General features: G+C 65.8%; 16 protein-coding genes. 8 read left to right on the top strand and 8 right to left on the bottom strand.

Annotated features, from left to right (window positions below):
* Positions 1-76: 76 nt before the first annotated feature.
* On the bottom strand, positions 77-862 hold the full coding sequence (gene fabI / locus WDZ97_RS09200) for an enoyl-ACP reductase FabI (protein WP_425762544.1): 786 nt from the start codon (positions 860-862) through the stop codon (positions 77-79).
* 135 nt (positions 863-997) lie between these two features.
* Between fabI and WDZ97_RS09195 the strand changes: the two genes are divergently transcribed.
* Positions 998-1,477, top strand: coding sequence for a ribonuclease HI family protein (locus tag WDZ97_RS09195; protein WP_425762543.1), 480 nt, complete (start codon positions 998-1,000; stop codon positions 1,475-1,477).
* Positions 1,478-1,490: 13 nt separating this feature from the next.
* Here the strand turns inward: WDZ97_RS09195 and WDZ97_RS09190 are convergent, their stop codons facing one another.
* Positions 1,491-2,357 (bottom strand): LysR family transcriptional regulator, encoded by an 867-nt coding sequence (locus WDZ97_RS09190; RefSeq protein WP_425762542.1) that lies wholly within the window; start codon positions 2,355-2,357, stop codon positions 1,491-1,493.
* Positions 2,358-2,468: 111 nt separating this feature from the next.
* Here WDZ97_RS09190 and WDZ97_RS09185 point away from each other — a divergent pair, with 111 nt between their 5' ends.
* A complete protein-coding gene (locus WDZ97_RS09185) occupies positions 2,469-3,473 on the top strand; it encodes a zinc-dependent alcohol dehydrogenase family protein (protein ID WP_425762541.1) in 1,005 nt (334 codons plus the stop codon).
* A gap of 18 nt (positions 3,474-3,491) precedes the next feature.
* Here the strand turns inward: WDZ97_RS09185 and WDZ97_RS09180 are convergent, their stop codons facing one another.
* Positions 3,492-4,439 (bottom strand): GlxA family transcriptional regulator, encoded by a 948-nt coding sequence (locus WDZ97_RS09180; RefSeq protein ID WP_425762540.1) that lies wholly within the window; start codon positions 4,437-4,439, stop codon positions 3,492-3,494.
* A gap of 105 nt (positions 4,440-4,544) precedes the next feature.
* Here WDZ97_RS09180 and WDZ97_RS09175 point away from each other — a divergent pair, with 105 nt between their 5' ends.
* The gene (locus WDZ97_RS09175) at positions 4,545-5,345 is read left to right on the top strand and encodes an SDR family oxidoreductase (protein ID WP_341421969.1); all 801 of its coding nucleotides are present in this window, start codon (positions 4,545-4,547) and stop codon (positions 5,343-5,345) included.
* 105 nt (positions 5,346-5,450) lie between these two features.
* Here WDZ97_RS09175 and WDZ97_RS09170 read toward each other — a convergent pair whose 3' ends face one another.
* Positions 5,451-5,843, bottom strand: coding sequence for an MAPEG family protein (locus tag WDZ97_RS09170; RefSeq protein WP_425762539.1), 393 nt, complete (start codon positions 5,841-5,843; stop codon positions 5,451-5,453).
* A 308-nt stretch (positions 5,844-6,151) separates the two neighbouring features.
* Between WDZ97_RS09170 and WDZ97_RS09165 the strand changes: the two genes are divergently transcribed.
* Positions 6,152-6,772, top strand: coding sequence for a PEP-CTERM sorting domain-containing protein (locus tag WDZ97_RS09165; protein ID WP_425762538.1), 621 nt, complete (start codon positions 6,152-6,154; stop codon positions 6,770-6,772).
* Between the two features lie 232 nt (positions 6,773-7,004).
* Positions 7,005-7,544: a DnaJ domain-containing protein gene (locus WDZ97_RS09160; RefSeq protein ID WP_425762537.1), complete on the top strand. Its 540-nt coding sequence runs from the start codon at positions 7,005-7,007 to the stop codon at positions 7,542-7,544.
* A 164-nt stretch (positions 7,545-7,708) separates the two neighbouring features.
* Here WDZ97_RS09160 and WDZ97_RS09155 read toward each other — a convergent pair whose 3' ends face one another.
* Positions 7,709-9,787: a TonB-dependent receptor family protein gene (locus WDZ97_RS09155; RefSeq protein WP_304006819.1), complete on the bottom strand. Its 2,079-nt coding sequence runs from the start codon at positions 9,785-9,787 to the stop codon at positions 7,709-7,711.
* Between the two features lie 776 nt (positions 9,788-10,563).
* On the opposite strand from WDZ97_RS09155, the gene WDZ97_RS09150 reads away from it, so the two are divergent.
* Positions 10,564-13,080, top strand: a complete 2,517-nt coding sequence (locus WDZ97_RS09150; RefSeq protein ID WP_425762536.1) for a LamG-like jellyroll fold domain-containing protein — start codon at positions 10,564-10,566, stop codon at positions 13,078-13,080.
* Between the two features lie 102 nt (positions 13,081-13,182).
* The gene (locus WDZ97_RS09145; protein ID WP_425762535.1) at positions 13,183-13,896 is read left to right on the top strand and encodes a PEPxxWA-CTERM sorting domain-containing protein; all 714 of its coding nucleotides are present in this window, start codon (positions 13,183-13,185) and stop codon (positions 13,894-13,896) included.
* 235 nt (positions 13,897-14,131) lie between these two features.
* On the opposite strand, the gene WDZ97_RS09140 is transcribed toward WDZ97_RS09145, so the two are convergent.
* The 3 genes from WDZ97_RS09140 to WDZ97_RS09130 form a co-directional block, all read right to left on the bottom strand.
* Positions 14,132-14,605 (bottom strand): hypothetical protein, encoded by a 474-nt coding sequence (locus WDZ97_RS09140; protein ID WP_425762534.1) that lies wholly within the window; start codon positions 14,603-14,605, stop codon positions 14,132-14,134.
* Positions 14,606-14,689: 84 nt separating this feature from the next.
* Positions 14,690-15,136: a hypothetical protein gene (locus WDZ97_RS09135; RefSeq protein ID WP_425762533.1), complete on the bottom strand. Its 447-nt coding sequence runs from the start codon at positions 15,134-15,136 to the stop codon at positions 14,690-14,692.
* 689 nt (positions 15,137-15,825) lie between these two features.
* Positions 15,826-16,596, bottom strand: a complete 771-nt coding sequence (locus WDZ97_RS09130; RefSeq protein ID WP_425762532.1) for an SDR family NAD(P)-dependent oxidoreductase — start codon at positions 16,594-16,596, stop codon at positions 15,826-15,828.
* A 140-nt stretch (positions 16,597-16,736) separates the two neighbouring features.
* Here WDZ97_RS09130 and WDZ97_RS09125 point away from each other — a divergent pair, with 140 nt between their 5' ends.
* Positions 16,737-17,636 (top strand): LysR family transcriptional regulator, encoded by a 900-nt coding sequence (locus WDZ97_RS09125; protein WP_296810126.1) that lies wholly within the window; start codon positions 16,737-16,739, stop codon positions 17,634-17,636.
* Positions 17,637-17,708 lie beyond the last annotated feature (72 nt).

The following is a 17,708-nucleotide window of genomic DNA, read 5'->3' as shown; positions in this document are numbered from 1 at the left end:
GGGGGCGATTGCCCCCGGATGCAAGAAGGATACAGGCGGGATGTGACGCTGCGGCCGTCCGGCCGCAGCGAACGGATCAATCCACCGCGGTCAGCGCAGTCTGGCTGAAGCCGGCGTCTACATAGGTGACTTCGCCGGTCACGCCGCTGGCGAGGTCGGACAGCAGGAAGGCGGCGACGTTGCCGACTTCCTGGATGGTCACGTTGCGGCGCAGCGGCGCGTTCTTTTCGTTGTAAGCCAGCAGCTTGCCGAAGTTGCCGATGCCGGAGGCGGCCAGCGTCTTGATCGGGCCGGCCGACACAGCGTTGGCGCGGATGCCCTGCGGGCCGAGGCTGGCGGCGAGGTAGCGCACCGACGCCTCCAGGCTGGCCTTGGCCAGCCCCATCACGTTGTAGTTGGGCAGTGCGCGCACGGCGCCGAGGTAGGACAGCGTCAGCACCGCGCCATTGCGGCCCTGCATCATCGGGCGCGCGGCCTTGGCCAGCGCCGGGAAGCTGTAGGCACTTACTTCGTGCGCGGTGCGGAAGGCTTCGCGCGACAGACCATCGAGGAAGTCGCCGTCCAGCGCTTCGCCGGGCGCGAAGGCGATGGAGTGCACCAGGCCATCCAGCCCGTCCCACTTCTTCGCCAGTTCGTCGAACAGACCGGTGATCTGCGCGTCGTCGCTGACGTCACAGGGCAGCACGATGTCGGAACCGAATTCGGCGGCCATCTTGGCCACGCGGTCGACGAAGCGGTCGCTCACGTAGGTGAAGGCCAGTTCCGCGCCTTCGCGGTGACAGGCCTGGGCGATGCCGTAGGCGATCGAACGGTTGGACAGCAGTCCGGTGATCAGAATTTTCTTGCCGGCGAGAAAGCCCATGTGCGTCTCCAGAATTCCGGCATCCGGCCGGTTGGGGGAGGGCGGATTATAGGGGAAGCCGGCCCGGTCGCCACGCAGCCGCATGGTCCTGCGCCGCGCGTGGCACCATCGAGCTTTGCATTGCACTGCCACACCGTGTCCCCACTCCCCGACCCGCACGCCGGGCAAGCCGATGCAGACTGCTGGCAACTGTGGTTCGACGGATGCGCGCTGCCCAACCCGGGCCGGCTCGGGCTCGGTGCGCTCATCGTCGCACCCGACGGCCGGCGCATCGAGCTGTCGCAGCCGGGCAGCCGCCACGGCTGCAGCAACGAAGCCGAACTGGAGGCGCTGAGCCTGGCACTGAACCTCGCTTACGCCGAAGGCGCCCGCCAAGTGCTCGTCACCGGCGACAGCGATTTCGTCGTGCGCCACCTGAAAGGCGAGCAGCAGACCTCGGTTGACGTCCTGCGCACCCGGCTGCAGGACATCGACGCCGTACTGGCGCGCTTCGACGCGGTCGAACTGAAATGGGTGCCGCGCCACCGCAATCGCGACGCCGACCGCCTGTCGCGTGCGGCACTCGGCCTGCCGGACAAGCCGGCGCCGGTGCCGGGCCGTGGGCGTCGGCGCTGAACGGCGACGCCACTCAGTACGCGCTGTCCTCGTTGCCTGCCCGCGCGAACACGTGGTCAATGAAGGCGCGCAGTCGCGCGAGGTGGCGCAGGTCGCGGTGATAGCCGACGAAGACCTCGCGACCCGGTGGCGTTTCGCCCAGGTCGATGCGGCGAAGCTGCGGCATGCGGTCGCCGAGTAGACAGGGCAGCACCGCCACACCGGTGCCGGCACTGCATTGCGTGGCCTGTGCTTCGCGGCTGTTGCTGGCGAAACCGACGCGGGCGCGGGGCAGCAACCGGCGCAGCCACTGCGCGTCGGGAATGTCGGCGAAGGCGCTGTCCATCGTGATGAGGGTGCAGCCGGATCCATCACCGGCCACCGGTTTCGGCACCTGTGGTGCGGCATAGACCGCGTAGTCGAGGCGCATCAGCCGGCGCTGCACGATGTCGGGCTCGTCGAAGGGCGTGATGCGGAACACCAGATCGGCCTCCCGTCGGGCCAGGTTGAACAGCCGGCTGTCAGTGACCAGTTCGACCGAAACGCCCGGGTGTATCTGGCGGAAGGTGGCGATGAGCGGGCTCAGCACGTGCGCGCCGAACCAGTCCGACGACGAGATCCGCAGCAGGCCCTCCAGCACGCCAGCGCGACCGGCCAGCGCGCGTTCCAGTGCGAGCATGTCCTCTTCCACCCGTACCGCATGACTCAGCACCGTTGACCCGGCATCGGTGAGCACCAGACCGTCGCTCGTGCGCTGGAACAGCGTGTGGCCGATGGCGGCTTCTAACGCCCGCAGGCGCCGGCCCATCGTGGGCTGCGTCTGCCCGGTCAGGCGCGCGGCGCCACCCAGCGTTCCGGCCCGGACGATGGCGAGGAATATCTTGAGGTCGCTCCACTCCATGTCTGTTTCGACCCATGCAATTATGAATGGAAGCTGTTCATTTTATTGAATTTACATGCATAGATGCATGGAAAAGAATGGGTCTCCTTCAACGACTGCGGAGCGAGCGCCATGTACGCCCACACCCCCACCATTCAGGTTCTCACCGTCGAGGCCATCGATGGCCCCTTTGTTCGTCGCCAGCAGCCGCGGCCGCAGCCGGCGCCCGGCCAGGTGCTGGTGAAGATCGCCGCCAGCGGCGTCAATCCGCTCGACACGAAGATACGCGCCGGCAAGGCGGCGCACGCACGACATCCGCTGCCGGCCGTTCTGGGCATGGACATGGCGGGCACCGTGCTGGCCGTGGGTGAGGGCGTGACGCGCTTCCGCCCGGGTGACGCCGTGTTCGGTATGACCGGCGGCGTCGGCGGCGTGCCCGGCACACTGGCGGAATACCAGGCGGTCGACGCCGATCTGCTGGCGCTCAAGCCGGCGGCGCTGTCGATGGGGGACGCGGCCGCGCTGCCGCTGGTCTTCATCACGGCGTGGGAGGGGCTGGTCGACCATGCCCGGGTGAAGCGGGGCGACCGCGTGCTGATTCAGGGCGGTGCGGGCGGCGTCGGTCACGTGGCGGTGCAGATCGCCGTTGCGCGCGGCGCGCGCGTTCATGCCACGGTGTCGGCACGCGACATGGACACCACGCGGCGGCTCGGTGCCGTGCCCATCGACTACCGCCACGGTGCGGTCGCCGACTATGTGGATGAACACACGGCAGGTGAAGGGTTCGACATCGTTTATGACACCGTCGGCGGGGCGACGCTGGATGCCTCGTTCGCGGCAGTGCGTACCTATGGCGGACACGTGGTGAGCTGCCTGGGCTGGGGCACGCACGCGCTGGCACCACTGTCCTTCCGCGCGGCCACCTATTCGGGCGTGTTCACGCTGCTGCCGCTGCTGACCGGAAAGGGCCGCGCCCACCACGGCGCCATCCTCGCCGAGGCGGCGCGCATGGCCGCGGCCGGCGAACTGCGCGTGCGGCGAGACGATCGCCGCTACATGTTCGATGAAGCCGAGGCGGCCCATGCGCGGCTGCGCTCCGGCGAGGCGCGCGGCAAGATCGTCGTCGAACTCGAATAAGGAGGCGCGGTTGCGCGCTCAGGCTGCCGCGCGCGTGCCTCGTCGCACCGCAGCCGGCGGCACGCCGAAACCGCGCATGAACGCCTCGCGCATGTGGCGACGGTCGCGGAAACCCGTTTCGCGCGCGATCACGTCCAGCGGATGACGGCTCTGTTCGATCATCAGGCGCGCTGCCTCCAGCCGCAGTCCTTCGACGGCCTTCGCTGGCGACTGGCCGGTTTCTGCCGTGAATACGCGGCTGAACTGGCGCGGGCTCAGATGCACCGCCTCGGCCAGTTCCTCGACCGAAAGAGGGCGGTTCAGGTTACGGCGCGCGTAGTCGAGCGCGCTCTGGATGCGGTCGGACTTGGGCGCCAGATCGAGCATTTCCGAGTGCTGGGTCTGGCCGCCCGAACGGCGCTGGTGCATCACCAGCTTGTGTGCCACCGAGCGCGCCACCTCCTCGCCCAGGTCCTTTTCGACCATGGCCAGCGCCAGATCGAGGCCGGCGGTCATGCCGGCCGAGGTCCATACCGGACCGTCAATGACGAAGATGCGGTCGTCCTCCATCCGGATGTCCGGAAAGCGCTTCTGCATCTCGCGCGCGAAGGCCCAGTGCGTGGTGGCGCGCCGGCCGTCGAGCAGGCCGGCCTCAGCCAGCACGAAGGCGCCGGTGCACACGCCGGCGACGCGCCGTGCTTGACGGCTGGCGCCGCGCACGAAGTCGCGCAGCGCTGCCGGCACAGGCTGGTCGAGCGGGTTGATGACGCCTGACAGCATCCAGGTGTCGGCGCGGCTGTCCGCATCGAGTGCGCGGGTCGCCACCTGCAGCCCGCCGGACGAACGCACGTTGCCGCCGGTGACCGAGTAGTTCTCCAGCGCATAGAACGGCTTGCCGGTCACGATGTTGGCGAACTCGAACACGGCCTGGGTGGCCAGCGACATGAGCTGGAAGCCTTCGGTCAGTACGAATCCGATGTGGTGCATGGCCGTTTTCAGGTGATGTCTTAAAATATAACCATAAACGTCATTTGAGACATTCACAAGCGGCCCTAGCATGACCTCACCTTCACACCGCACAGGAGAACCGTCATGTCCCGCATCCATCAAGGCACTGCCCTCGTCACCGGCGCTTCGTCCGGTATCGGCGCCCTCTACGCCGACCGTCTCGCGCGTCGTGGCTACGACCTCATTCTGGTCGCCCGCAATCGCGAGCGGCTCAACGCGCTGGCCGGACGCATCACCCGCGACACGCAGCGCGTGGTCGAAGTGATCGTCGCCGATCTGAACGACCGCACCGGCCTGCGCGAGGTCGAACAGACGCTGCGCCAGGACGCAAGCATCACGCTGCTGGTGAACAATGCGGGCGTCGGCACCCACACGCCGCTGCTGGAAAGCAATGTCGACGACATGGAGCGCCTGATCGATCTCAACGTGACCGCGCTCACCCGCCTCACCTACGCCGCCGTACCCGGCTTCGTCGCCCGCGCCCGCGGCGCCATCATCAACATTTCGTCCGTCGTCGGCATCGCGCCGGAGACGCTGAACGGTGTGTATGGCGCGAGCAAGGCCTATGTGACCGCACTGACCCAGTCCTTGCACCACGAACTGGCCGAAACGGGCGTCCGCGTGCAGGCCGTGCTGCCGGGTGCGACCGCGACCGATTTCTGGGCCACCGGCGGCCTGCCGGTCGAGCACCTGCCGAGCGAAATCGTCATGCGTGCGGACGATCTGGTTGATGCCGCGCTGGTGGGCTTCGACCGCGGCGAGCTGATCACCATTCCGCCGCTGCACGCACTCGATCTGTGGGAGCGCTACGAGTCGGCGCGGCAGGCGATGAGGCCGCAGCTGTCGACCAATGTGCCGGCTGCACGTTACGGCGTCACGGCCTGAGGTCGGTGCCCGGTCCGCGGTGCTGCAGGTGCCGCTCGGTCCGGGTGTGTTCAGTGCGTCGGCGCTGGGCGGCCTTGAGTACTCGGCCGCGAGGCGCTGGCCTAGCTATCCGATGAAGAACAGCGCGATGCAGCAGCCCAGTCCGAGCACCCACAGCAGCGAACGCAGGTTCGCGCGATCGGCCAGATAGGCGCCGACATAGGCGACGCGCGCGGCGATGAAGGCCACGGCCAGGCCGTCTATCGTGCCTTGCGCGGCCTGCATGCGTTCGGCGACCAGCACGCCGGCGATGAAGATGGGCAGCGCCTCGAAGCTGTTCATCTGCGCCGCATGCGCCCGCGCCGGCAAACCCTGCAACGTGGCCAGCCACTGCCGCGGGTTGTGATTGTCGAATCCGCCCTCGCGGCGCGGTTTGCCGAAGCCCTTCTGCTTGGCGATCCAGGCGCAGACGATGGGCAGCAGGCAGGCGATCAGGATGCAGAGTTCGGCGATGGTCATGGTGGGTTCGTGGTCCGGCGCAGGGGCGCAGTTCAGGGGGAGCAGCACGCGGCCCGCATTGTCGCGCAGTCACGCCGAGGCCGCGACACCGGGTTTGTTCCTGGCCGCCGCGCCGCCGCTGTAGGCGAATTCCGACAGCGCGTCCGGCACGGGAACCGGAGCGCGAGCGCCCGGCTCTACGGAACGCTTCGTGCGCTCACGAAGTCGCGCCCGGTCTTCGACGCTGATGGTCGGGTGTGCAGGGAGGATAGACAACAACACCGGCACCGCCGGAATCCAATCCATCTATCCAAAGGAGCGTCAGTCCCATGATGAAGAAGCTTGCAGTCTCCGCCGCGCTCGCGGCACTCGCCGCCGCGCCGCTGTCCGCATCCGCCAACATTCCGATCTCGCCGATCGGCCCCACCGTCACCGTACTGACCGCGACCCCCACGCTGGTCGGCGCCGGTGTCGGTGTCAGCGCCCTGGGTACCGGTTCGCTCAGTTTCGACGCCTCGGGCAACGCGGTCGGACTGTTCCCGATCACCGGCGGTTTTCTCGATCCGGATCTGTCCAACGCCAAGATCGAGCATGTCGGCAGCGGCCTGCGTCTGTCGCGCAGCGGCGTCGATGTCGATCTCGAGAATTTCCTGATCGACACCACGCTGGCACAGGACACCATCTTCGGTCAGGTGACGGTGGGCAGTACCGTGCTGAACGACGTTCCGTTGTTCACGCTGAGCGGCCTCAACCTGTTCCTGTCGGACACCGCCGGTGCCGCGCTGAACAGCTTTCTCGGCATTCCCAATCTCGCCGGTGCCCAGCTCGGCTTCGCGCTGACCAGCCCGGTCGCGGCTGTTCCCGAGCCCGAAACCTACGCGATGATGATCGCCGGCCTCGGCGCCATCGCCCTGATGGCGCGTCGCCGGCAGCAGGCCCTGAAGGTCTGACGCAGGGCCGCTGAGTCGGGAAGGGCGGCGAAGTCGCGGTCCTTCCCGGCCGGTCGTGGTGTGCGATTTGCTTCTGCCATGCAGTCGCCTTCGAGAAGCGCCAGATCGGCCAATTCCGTCATGTTTGCTCCAATCCGCCCTGCACGCTCAGCGAGCATCGGTGAGTGCCGTGCCGATGCAGTCACTCCATCGCCATCATGCTTCCTGACCGAAGGATGGCCGGAGGTCGCCCATGCACGATGACGCCCGAGCTGTCGATGCGGACGAGTGGGTCATCTGGAACGGCGCGGCCGGGCTGCTCATGACGGCGGCCACCGGTCGCATCGAAGTGGATGCCGGAGGAGGCCGGACGGCCTGGCTGGCCCGGCCCTTCGACATGGTCGGCCCGTTCAACCTCGACGAACTGGAAACCCGCGGCCGCATCGACTTCGCCGCATGCATCGTCATGTCGCGCCAGCGCTGGCAGGAAGATCAGCCCGGTTTGCGCCGGCACGCCTATGAAAGGCGCCGTGAGGCGCAGGCGCGTAGGGCGGCGGAACAGGCACGCTTCAACGACGGTGGAGGCTGGAACGGGCGCCCGATGCCCGCCGACGACCGGCCGCATCGCGAGGCGCTGAACCTGCCGCTGGACGGGGCGCTCGATCCGGCCCGGATCAAGGCCGCCTTCCGCCGGCTGGCGCAGAAAGTGCACCCAGACGTGGGCGGCAGCCACGAACAGTTTGTCCGGATCAGCAGAGCGAGGGATGTGCTGCTCGACGGCGTGACGCCGTGACGGGTTACGCTGCGGCCGGCATGGCCCACCGCAGAATCACCTCTCGGGCCGGGCAGGCGCAGCGGCCCTCTGCCGAGGGCGACCGACCTTCACGTGGCGCATGAGGGCAGCAGGTCGCGGCCGCGAACCTGCTGCGCCGTCCGGTCAAGGTCGCTGACGGGCGATCAGAAGGCGTACCGGGCACCGAGTTCGAAGAAGCGCTCCGGCCCGGCGTAGATACCCTGACGCAGACTCGCGATGTAACGCTCGTCGGTGAGGTTCTTGATCGCGCCGAACACCCTGAACTGCTTGTTCACGTCGTAGCTCGCCGTGAGGTCGAAGGTGTAGTAGCTGTCCAGCTTGCCTTTCCAGATCGCGTTGCCGCTGCCGGTGATCGGCTCGCTGTTGTCGCCGTCGCCGTACTGCTCGTCGACGTAGCGACCGATGAGGGCGGTCCGCAGCGGGCCTTGCGTGTAGGCCAGCGTCACGTTTGCCAGCCATTCGGGCGAGTAGGGCAGGCGATTGCCGCGCAGAATGCCGCCGCCGCGGTCCTCGCGGTAGTCTGCGGTCGGAATCCAGGTCATGTTCGCGTCGAGGCTGATGCCGCTGGCCCATGCGTAACCGAAGGCCGCTTCCATGCCGCGATGCATCGTGCTGCCGGCGTTGGCGTTGGTCAGCCCGCCGCTGATGGCCGGCGTGATCTGGTTGTCGAAGTCCATCTGGAAGGCGGTGACTTCGTAGCGCGCCCGGCCGCTGCGGCCACGCACGCCCACCTCGATGTTGTTCGACCGCTCCGCGTCCAGCTGCTGATCGACGCCGGTCACGATGGACTGACTGTTGAGCGGTGGCGAAAAGGCCTTGTAGACGCTGCCGTACAGCTGAGCCTCGTCGGTCAGCCTGTAGGTCGCACCGACGCCCGGGAGGTATTCCGTGTTGGAACTTTTCCCGTCGTTGGCGCTGTTTCGCCGGTCGCGCCGCTTCTGTTCGTAGTTCTCGATGCGCAGACCCGGCGTGATCGAAAGACGATCGGTCACGTCGAAACGGTTCTGGACGAACAGGGCGTAGCTCACGGCCGAGTCCACCCGGTCGGTCGAGATCGTTCCGCTGCGCGGGTTGGCGCGGGTGGCGTTGATCTGCTGATCGACCATTTCCTCGTCCATGATGCGGATGCCGATTTCGGCCTGATTGCCGATGCCGAAAATGCTGTGATTGACCGTCAGACGGGAATCTAGGCCGACGCGCTCGAACGAGCGGTTATTGCCCGCGACGTTATCGGTGTAGACCCAGCGTCCGGCAGCGAGCGAGGCGGCGTTATTGACCGCGAAACGCCAGTAGTCGCGGTTCATTTCGCTCCAGTAGACGAGCGTGCTGAGCGACACGTCCGGGCTGATTTCCCACAGGTGATTCAGATCGAAGGACTTGCGCTCGGTCAGGAAGTAGTCGTCCGGTGCCGGGTTGTACTTCGCGCCGGCCTTGTACTCGCCCAGGAACAGACCGCGGTAGGAAATGTTGGCGTCGTTCTTGTGATAGGTGAACTTGGCGCCCAGCCACTGCTTGTCACCCAGCTGCATGCCGCCCTTCAGCATCAGGTCTTCCATGTCGAAGCCCTTGTTCTGGAAACCGTCGCTCTCGGCGCGGGTGTAGAACAGGCCCACCTTGGCTTCGCCCGACGGCGTCTGGGTGCCGGCTTCCACATTGGTTTCCCGGTACTGGTGCGAACCGACCCGCCCGGAAATCGCAAAGCCGTCGATCGGGTCCTTCGTCTTGTAGTTGACGACGCCGCCGATGGTGTTGGGGCCATAGCGCAGTGCCGCTGCGCCCTTGAGCACCTCGATTTCCGACATGCGCTGGATGCGCGGGTTGTAGTAGCGGCCGTTGCCGACGAACAGGCCCGGTGCGACCGGAACGCCATCTTCAAGGATGAGCGACTTGTAGTCGGCCGCGCTCAGGCCGCGAATGCCGATGTTGGCCACGATGCCGCTTTCCTCTTCACCCTTGATGTGCACGCCGGGCACCGTGCGCAGTGCGTCTTCGGTCGACAGCGGCTGGATCTGCTCGATCTGGGTGGGGCCGACGATGCTGACCGAGCCGGGTTGTTGCTCGATCGCATTCTCGCCACCGGCAATGATGTCGATGCGTGGCAGGAGAATGCTCTCTGCATGGGCAGCCAGCGGGGCCTGCATGACCGCCGCGACGGCGAGCGCCACCGTCGTCTTGCGGATGGGCCGGGTCGGCGGGCGAAGGCCGCAGAGCGTGCTTTGCATTCGTTACTCCTATGTCGGATGGATGGGCTTGGAAACGTGCGCGGAACGTGTCCGCAAGGTCGGAGGGCGGGTCGTCAGGTATCGACTCGGTACACAATCTTAAAAATACTTTACAAATGATAACAACTCGCATTCCAGACGTCGATCGCGCTGGTCTGATCTGACGGTGGCCAGAGGCGGCCCGCATTCCATGCGTGGGCAGAGCGGAGGGGCGTAGCAAGCGAAGCGGCCGCGTCGGGCGGCGCTCAACGATACAGAGGCAGGGTTGCCGGCGAGTTGCGCCGTCGTCCGCTGGGCGGGTTGCAGTCTTCGATGCAGCGCAGGCGCGAGCACGCTCGCGCCGACGGAACCGCGGTTCGGGACGCCCGGCCGGGAGGGCTTTTCGGCGGAGCGACTCCTGGTCGCGAGGGCGCGTAGCCGGTGTCCAACTCCGCTTGCCGGCTCGAACGCGGTGTCCGCTACGACAGGTCCTCGGCCGGCAAGTCGAGCACTGGCACCTCCGGATCGAACGACTGTGTCGATCTCCCGATGCGCACAGTTGTCGCCATGACGCGCGCCGCGCTGGTCCTGAACGATGCGACGCTCGGCTGCGCAGTTCCGCCGTCCGGCGCGGATTTCAGCCGATCCTCACCTAAGCCGCAGGCATACCGATGAGCCGATCGGCCTAGCCATCGCGCGCCACCGAGTCATTGCATAGTCATCCGTGCTTTTGAGAATCGTTTAGCGGCCTAGCCCGACGCCAACCGCATCCCCAAAAACAGATTCCTGGAGCACTCATGTCAACGTTGAAACTCACCGTGTCGGCGCTGGTCTCGGCCGGCCTGCTGACGCTGGGCGGGCCTGCCCATGCGCTGTCCAGCTTCGGCCTCGCCGTCCTGCCTGATACCCAGTTCTATTCGCGCTACGCGACACCCGCCGAAGGCAGCCAGTTCTCGAACCGCTACGGCAGCGAACCCTATATGGCGCAGACGCAATGGCTGGCGCAGCACGCGCGCGCGCTCGGCATTCCGTTCATCGTGCATCTGGGCGACGTCGTCGACCAGCAGGACAAACCCGCACAGTGGGGCGTGGCCGACAATGCGATGAAAGTGCTGGAACAGGCCGGCCTGCCGTATTCCATCCTGGCCGGCAACCACGACGTCACCAATGGCTGCGGCTACAACGGCAGCCAGAGCGACTGCACCGACGCGCAGCGCAATCTGGCGAACGAGCCCTATCTGCGCTGGTTCCCGACCACCCGCGCGCAGCAGAACGCCACCTTCGGCGGCCGCGATGCGAGCGGCTTCCACGAGTACCACGTGTTCGAGGCGCAAGGTCAGCGCTTCATGGTGCTGGCACTGTCGTGGCGCGTGTCCGACGCCGGCTTCGCCTGGGCGCGCGAAGTGATCCGCGCCAATCCGACGCTGCCGGTCATCGTCACCACGCACGATGCGCTCGCCATCGAGAGCGACGGCAAGACCGCCAGGCAGACGCCCTACAGCGAACTGCTGTGGGAACGCCTGATCCGCGACAACGACCAGATCTTTATGGTGATCAACGGCCACAACCACGGCGCGGCCCGCACCACGCGCGTGAATGACTTCGGCAACAAGGTCGAGCAGTTCGTCGTCGATTACCAGATGGCCTATCAGGGCGGCAACGGCTACATGCGCGTGTACGAGTTCGACCTCGGCGCCAACCAGATCAAGGCCCTGTCCTTCTCGCCCTGGGTACCGCAGAAGCCGCAGAACACGCTGAACCAGTTCGACGTTGCGGTGCTGACCGACGAGAACAATGAGTTCTCGATTCCGATGAATTTCGCCGAGCGCTTCCGCCGCTTCAACCCGCAGTTCGCCGCCGGTCAGGACAACCGCGAGGAGCCGTTGGTCGAGACTGTGCGCGAACTCATCCTGGCCGAGTACGACGACATCGAGCCGACCGTGCCTGTCGAGCCTTTCGACGCCGACGACTACGCGCGCGCCCCGAACACGCTGGCCCACTGGCGCTTCACCGGCACGCCGGGTACGCCGGTGGCCGACGGCGGTCGCGTCGAAGATATGACGGGTCGCAATCCGCTGGTGCGTGTGCCGCTCGAACGCGGCGCGCTGCTGGCTGACGCGAAGTGGTCGGACGACCACCACGCACTGTCGGCGGCGAAGGGCAGCGTGTGTTTCGATGCCAACTCGAACCAGGGCGTGCGCCAGAGCTTCTTCCAGACGCTGCAGGGCGCGCCGCTGAACGACGACATGCTGCGCAAGGGCTACACCGTCGAAGCGATCGTCAAGTTCTCGAAGGACTGGACCGCCGCCCGCAACCAGTGGATGACCGTGATGTCGCGCTTCGGTACGCGCGGCGACCTGCAGGGCTTCCTCGGCGGCTGGAAGGGGTCGTCCACGCTGCAGTTCGCGGTGTCCAACCTGCGCGAATTCCAGTGGGAGCCCACCATCTTCACCGGCGGCGCCGCATGGGTGAGCTGCGCCAGCGAGAACCAGACCTGCTCCTTCCCCGGTACCGCGCAGGTGCGCTACGGCGCCAACGGCCGCTTCAACACCCGCACCGCCACTGGCAGCATCCAGTGCAGCAACGCGGTGTTCGGCGATCCGATCTCCGGCACCGCCAAGTCGTGCGCCTACCTGACCGAGAACACCTACAACTCGAAGACCAACTGGTCCGGCGAAATCATGCTCGATACCTGGCAGCACGTCGCTATCGTGAATGACCCGGTCAGCCGTGACACCACGATGTACGTGGCTGGTGCGCCGGTGCTGCGCAACGTGCAGGCGGCCGACGGCGTGGCCGGCTTTGCCGGCACGCCCTGGCTGATCGGCGGTCACGCCACGGCCGGCGGCAGCGCCAACGGCTTCCTCGGCTGCATCAACGAAGTGCGCATCACCGAAGGCGCACTGACGCCGGAGCAGTGGCTCACCGCGCGCAAGACCCGCGTCAGCGGCACCGGCGGCCGTCAGGCCATCACCGGCACCGACGGCGACGACCTCATCGTCGGCAACGCTGCGGCTGACACCATCACCGGCAAGGGCGGCGCAGACACCTTCGTCTATCGCTCGCTGCGCGACGGCATGGACACCATCACCGACTTCGTGCCGGGCGAGGACAGGCTGAACCTGCGTGGCGTGCTGGCTTCGGTCGGCTACGCCGGTGCCGACGCGCTGGCCGATGGCCGGGTGCGCGTGATCGACAGCGCCGCTGGCGCGGTCGTGCAGGTCGACGCCGGTGCCGGCGCCTTCCGCAACCTCGTCGTGCTGCGCGGCGTCAGCGCCGCCCAGGCCGCCGCGGCCGCGAACTTCGCCTACTGAGTGACCCGCGCACGTAACGCACTGCACTGAGCTGAAAGAGGGCGGGCCACCCGGTTGCCACCGCGGGCCCGCCCGACATACCGACTGACCAAGGACTGAATCATGAAACTGAAAGCACTGATCCCCGCGCTCGCACTGTCATTTACAGCGCCGTTTGCCTCCGCCGCCACCTTCAGCGACACCTTCGACACCGGCCTGTCCGGCTGGACGGCGCTGGGCGATGTCGCCCTCGTCAATGGCACGGTCGCACTGACCACCGCCAGCGCGACTTTCGAAGATGACATCGGTCTCGCGCTGAACCTGTCGGGCCACGACCCGCTGGCCGTCGGCATGCCCGATGGCCTGGAACAGGGCCTGAGCCTGCCGCTGGGCGCACTCGACGGCGACGCGCTTTCGCAGGCCACCGAAGGCTCGGCGCTGGTGCGCACCTTCAGCGTGACCGCCGGCGATCGCCTGCGCTTCGACTGGATGCTGTCGACCGTCGATACCGCCGAAGCGGGTTTCGGTCTGGACTACGCCTTCGTCGTGATCGACGGCCAGCGCATCGATCTGGGCACCGCCGCCTCGGCCGCCCAGTCCGGCAACGCGCCGTACGCCGCCCATACCGGCTGGTCGACCTTCGAATACGTGTTCACCGGCAGCGGTTCGGTCACGCTGGGCGTCGGCGTGGTCGACGTGCTCGACTACACGGCGAGCAGCCAACTACAGCTCGACAACTTCTCGATCGCCGCCGTGCCGGAACCCGAAACCTACGCGATGCTGATCGCGGGCCTCGGCCTGATCGGCGCGGCCGCCCGTCGTCGCGCACGCGACTGATTCCGGGGCTGTGACGCAGTGAAGAAGCCGGAGGGGCGTGAGCCCTTCCGGCCTTTTTAGTCCGCGGGCGGGGGATGGCGGCCGGACGAGAAGTGGCGTTCCTGGCTACGGCGCGTCGCCCGGATATCGCGCACGTACTTCGCTGGCGATGTGTCCGAGGGGCGTCGGATTCCAATCGCGGTGTCTTGACCAGGAGCGCGCAACGGAATGATGACGAACGGCGGATCTATCTGGCTCACGCACCGCCCTGGACGCCGCTTTCCGTCGCACGGGCTTCGGGTGGAACCGATGGTTCGGCTCCACCGAGCCGATACGATTCAAGGCGCCGCTTCAATGCAGCCGATAAGCAAGGAAACGAATACAGGCCGGCGGTATTCCACGACTCCGTGTTTGTGATATTCGTGTTTTGTTGTGCCCACTCAAGCAACTCGTCATGCGGAGCCAAATACCAAGCACCTTGGTCGTGAAAGCAGATGTGCAGGTCCTTGCCCATGTACTTCTTTGCTAAGGTGCATCGGCCTTTGAGCTGGACCTTCAAGAACTGCTGGCCGTCAATGTGCTGTGCAATAAAGTCTGCGCTCTGCCAATCATCCGACAGCCGGATGGTTGTGAAGCCGTAGTCAGCCAGAACTCCGGACACCTTCTGGAAGTTGTACGACTCCTGCTGCCGCGCATTTAGCTTGGCGTACTGAACGAGCTGAAATTTCATGACGCCGAACGTAGAGGTGACCGGCGCTGCGCGGCTTTATCGCGCAGCGTCCAGCGACCGAAGGGAGCGAGGTCGACCGCCATGTTAGCCCTTGATGAAACGGACATGTAAGGGCTCGATGAAAGCGTGTTTTCCGACTGTCTCTGGATGGGATTGCCACTCGGTCACTTGAACTCTGACGTAAGTATTGTCGCGGAAGCCGAGTTGATCCCAGTCGAAGAACGAGATAAACGCTAGTTTGGCGTCTTGAGTAATCTCCTTCAGTGGGTAGTCCCAATAGCCCGAGTCAATCTCGCGGTTGAGCATGGCGGGGGCGGCGGTTCCCTTCACTTCAACAATGATTTTTGGATTGACGAAGCCATAAGTGGAGCTGGGAAGATCGGCGGCTTCGAGAACCATCTTTTCAAAGAGAAGTTCCTCTATCTCGCTGTGTCGTTCGTCGAGAAGCCAAGCATCGGGTTTGTCGTATGGTTCATCAACGCGAAAATATTGGTTGAATAGCTCGCGGCTTGCGATGCGAAAGCGATTCATGAGTGCGTCTAGTTCCATGGCAAGGGCTAACGTCGTAGTTGTGCGGACGCCGGAGCGGCGCAGCCGCGCAGGGCACCCAAAGCGCAGCTTTGGGCGGTCCGCTCGAACGCAGTGTTGGACGGCACCGAGACCGTCAGCGAAGGCACGTTGCGCATGACAAAGCCCTTGCCCCTCACAATTGATTTGAACTGAACCAGGCCAGCGGCGCCCGCTAGGGCCTGCTGCCCTCAATGCTCCGAAACACTAGCACAAGAGCATGGCGCAAGAAGGGGCGACCTCACCCATGCTCGGAGTGCCGCCACGACAAGTCGCACCGGTTGTGGCAGGTGCCTGCTCGGGCGCGGAACGTCGACTTGGACCGCCCGCCTGAAACCTGAAGAACCGGTGACGTTCAACTTTGTTTTCTGGCGCAGTTTTGCGCCATAACTATGGACGGTGCCGGGTAAACAGACAGCCGTGACCGCTCTGAAACGCGCGTGGCAGCGTCATTATGGATGTTCTGACTGGTCATTCATACAGTATTAAACGGATGTGAAAAACCTCACCCCTTGATGCCGTCTGGTTTTTGATCACTGTACCGGAACATGCATCTGCCATCTACGCGGTCTACGGCTTCACGTACCGGGGACCGACCGGGCTCGTCGCGCGAGTGGCGAGATCGTCCCGTTCGGTCCTCGGCGCCGGCCGGATCAGAGGTAAATGCCGCCCGCTACCTCGATCCGCTGACCGTTGATCCAGCGCCCGCCGTCCGACAGCAGGGCGGCGACGGCGGCGCCGATGTCGTCCGGCAGGCCGACGCGGCCGAGGGCGGTCTGGTCGGCGATGGCGCTGTTCATTTGCGGGGTGTCGCGCACCATGCCGCCGGCGAAGTCGGTTTCGATGGCGCCCGGCGCAAGTGTGTTGACGGTGATGCGGCGCTCGCCCAGTTCGCGCGCCATGTAGCGCGTCAGCACCTCGACGCCGCCCTTCATCGCGGCGTAGGCGGCGAAGCCCGGCATGCTGAAGCGGGCGAGGCCGGACGACACGTTCAGGATGCGGCCGCCGTCGGCGATCAGCGGCAGCAGCGCCTGGGTCAGGAAGAAGGGCGCTTTCAGGTGGATGCGGAACAGTTCGTCGAACTGCGCTTCGGTGGTGTCGGCGAATGCGGCATGGATGCCGATGCCGGCGTTGTTCACCAGATAGTCGAAGGCGTCGCGTTGCCACTGCTGGCCGAGCGCCGACTTCAGCGCGTCGGCAAAGCCGGCGAAGCCTGCGCTGTCGGCGACGTCGAGTTGCAGCACGAGGGCGCGCGCGCCTTCGGCGATCACTTCGGCGGCAGCGGCTTCCGCCTCGTCGCGATGGCTGCGGTAGGTGATGACGACATCCACGCCCTGGCGGGCGAGGTGCAGCGCCATGTTGCGGCCGAGGCCACGGCTGCTGCCGGTGATGAGGGCGATCTTGCGGTCTGCGTTCGTGCTCATGGATATCTCCTGGTAGCGAGGTCGGAAGGTGTGCGACGGGTAGGTCGCCAGCACGGATGCAGTCTATTGATCGGGTTTGTTGAGATAAACTCAGCTGGCTTTGTTACTCTGTCCATAATATTTGGACAATAAGACCGCTCATGGACCAGATCGAAGCGATGCGCATCTATTCCCGGGTCGCTGAACTGGGCAGCTTCACCGCCACCGCGGAGAACCTGGGACTGCTCAAATCGACGGTGTCGAATGCGGTGCAGCAGCTGGAGAGCGCGCTCGGTACGAGGCTGTTTCACCGCACCACGCGCAAGGTGCAGCTCACCCAGGACGGCCAGGCCTATTACGAGCGCTGTCGCGACCTGATCGCCGACTTCGACGAACTGAATGCGCTGTTTGCCGCCGGCGGACAGGCTGATCTGCGGGGCCGGCTGCGCGTCGATCTGCCGCTCGCGTTCGCGCGCGATCTGGTCATTCCCCGCCTGCCGGAATTCCTGGCGCGTCACCCGCAGCTGGAAATCGAGGTGAGCAGCACCGACCGGCGGGTCGATCTGGTGCGCGAGGGCTTCGACTGCGTGCTGCGCGTGGGCGCGGTCGGCGACCACAGCCTGATCGCGGTACCGCTCGGGCGCTTCGAACAGTTCAACTGTGCCAGCCGTGCCTACCTTGAACAGCACGGCACGCCGCGCACGCTGGCCGACCTGTCGATGCACCGGCTGGTCCATTACGCGCAGACGCTGGGCACGCGTCCGTCCGGCTTCGAGTATGTGTCGCCGGACAGTGGCGAGGTGGTGAGCGTGCCGATGCAGGGCGTCATCACGGTCAACAACTCCGACGCCTACCGCGAAGCCTGCCGCGCCGGACTCGGAATCATCCAGGCGCCGCGCGTCGGCCGCTATCTGAACGACGAAACGCTGGTCGAAATCCTGCCCGACTACCGTGCCCCTTCCTTGCCGATCAGCCTGGTCTATGCCAACCGCCGGCATCTGCCGCTGCGGGTGAAGGCTTTCATCGAGTGGATGAAGGCAGTGATGTCCGAAAGGATGTGAAGCCGGCCGCACGGATGTCGGCTGCAATCGCGAGCAAGCTCGCTCCCACAGCTATCCGCACAGGAACGAGCG

Source organism: Methyloversatilis sp. MC4-4, assembly GCF_049843555.1.
GTDB classification, from domain to species: domain Bacteria; phylum Pseudomonadota; class Gammaproteobacteria; order Burkholderiales; family Rhodocyclaceae; genus Methyloversatilis; species Methyloversatilis discipulorum_B.
Note: the sequence above shows the minus strand (reverse complement) of the source record. Positions and strands in the feature narration are given on the sequence as shown.

What these genes read in the sequence shown, in the direction of transcription:
- WDZ97_RS09185 (WP_425762541.1), top strand. Translation starts at nt 2,469, where the DNA reads ATGTACGCCCACACCCCCACCATTCAGGTTCTCACCGTCGAGGCCATC.
- WDZ97_RS09130 (WP_425762532.1), bottom strand. Translation starts at nt 16,596, where the DNA reads ATGAGCACGAACGCAGACCGCAAGATCGCCCTCATCACCGGCAGCAGC.
- WDZ97_RS09140 (WP_425762534.1), bottom strand. Translation starts at nt 14,605, where the DNA reads ATGAAATTTCAGCTCGTTCAGTACGCCAAGCTAAATGCGCGGCAGCAG.
- WDZ97_RS09150 (WP_425762536.1), top strand. Translation starts at nt 10,564, where the DNA reads ATGTCAACGTTGAAACTCACCGTGTCGGCGCTGGTCTCGGCCGGCCTG.
- WDZ97_RS09135 (WP_425762533.1), bottom strand. Translation starts at nt 15,136, where the DNA reads ATGAATCGCTTTCGCATCGCAAGCCGCGAGCTATTCAACCAATATTTT.
- WDZ97_RS09190 (WP_425762542.1), bottom strand. Translation starts at nt 2,357, where the DNA reads ATGGAGTGGAGCGACCTCAAGATATTCCTCGCCATCGTCCGGGCCGGA.
- WDZ97_RS09125 (WP_296810126.1), top strand. Translation starts at nt 16,737, where the DNA reads ATGGACCAGATCGAAGCGATGCGCATCTATTCCCGGGTCGCTGAACTG.
- WDZ97_RS09160 (WP_425762537.1), top strand. Translation starts at nt 7,005, where the DNA reads ATGCACGATGACGCCCGAGCTGTCGATGCGGACGAGTGGGTCATCTGG.
- WDZ97_RS09155 (WP_304006819.1), bottom strand. Translation starts at nt 9,787, where the DNA reads ATGCAAAGCACGCTCTGCGGCCTTCGCCCGCCGACCCGGCCCATCCGC.
- WDZ97_RS09145 (WP_425762535.1), top strand. Translation starts at nt 13,183, where the DNA reads ATGAAACTGAAAGCACTGATCCCCGCGCTCGCACTGTCATTTACAGCG.
- WDZ97_RS09165 (WP_425762538.1), top strand. Translation starts at nt 6,152, where the DNA reads ATGATGAAGAAGCTTGCAGTCTCCGCCGCGCTCGCGGCACTCGCCGCC.
- WDZ97_RS09180 (WP_425762540.1), bottom strand. Translation starts at nt 4,439, where the DNA reads ATGCACCACATCGGATTCGTACTGACCGAAGGCTTCCAGCTCATGTCG.
- fabI (WP_425762544.1), bottom strand. Translation starts at nt 862, where the DNA reads ATGGGCTTTCTCGCCGGCAAGAAAATTCTGATCACCGGACTGCTGTCC.
- WDZ97_RS09170 (WP_425762539.1), bottom strand. Translation starts at nt 5,843, where the DNA reads ATGACCATCGCCGAACTCTGCATCCTGATCGCCTGCCTGCTGCCCATC.
- WDZ97_RS09175 (WP_341421969.1), top strand. Translation starts at nt 4,545, where the DNA reads ATGTCCCGCATCCATCAAGGCACTGCCCTCGTCACCGGCGCTTCGTCC.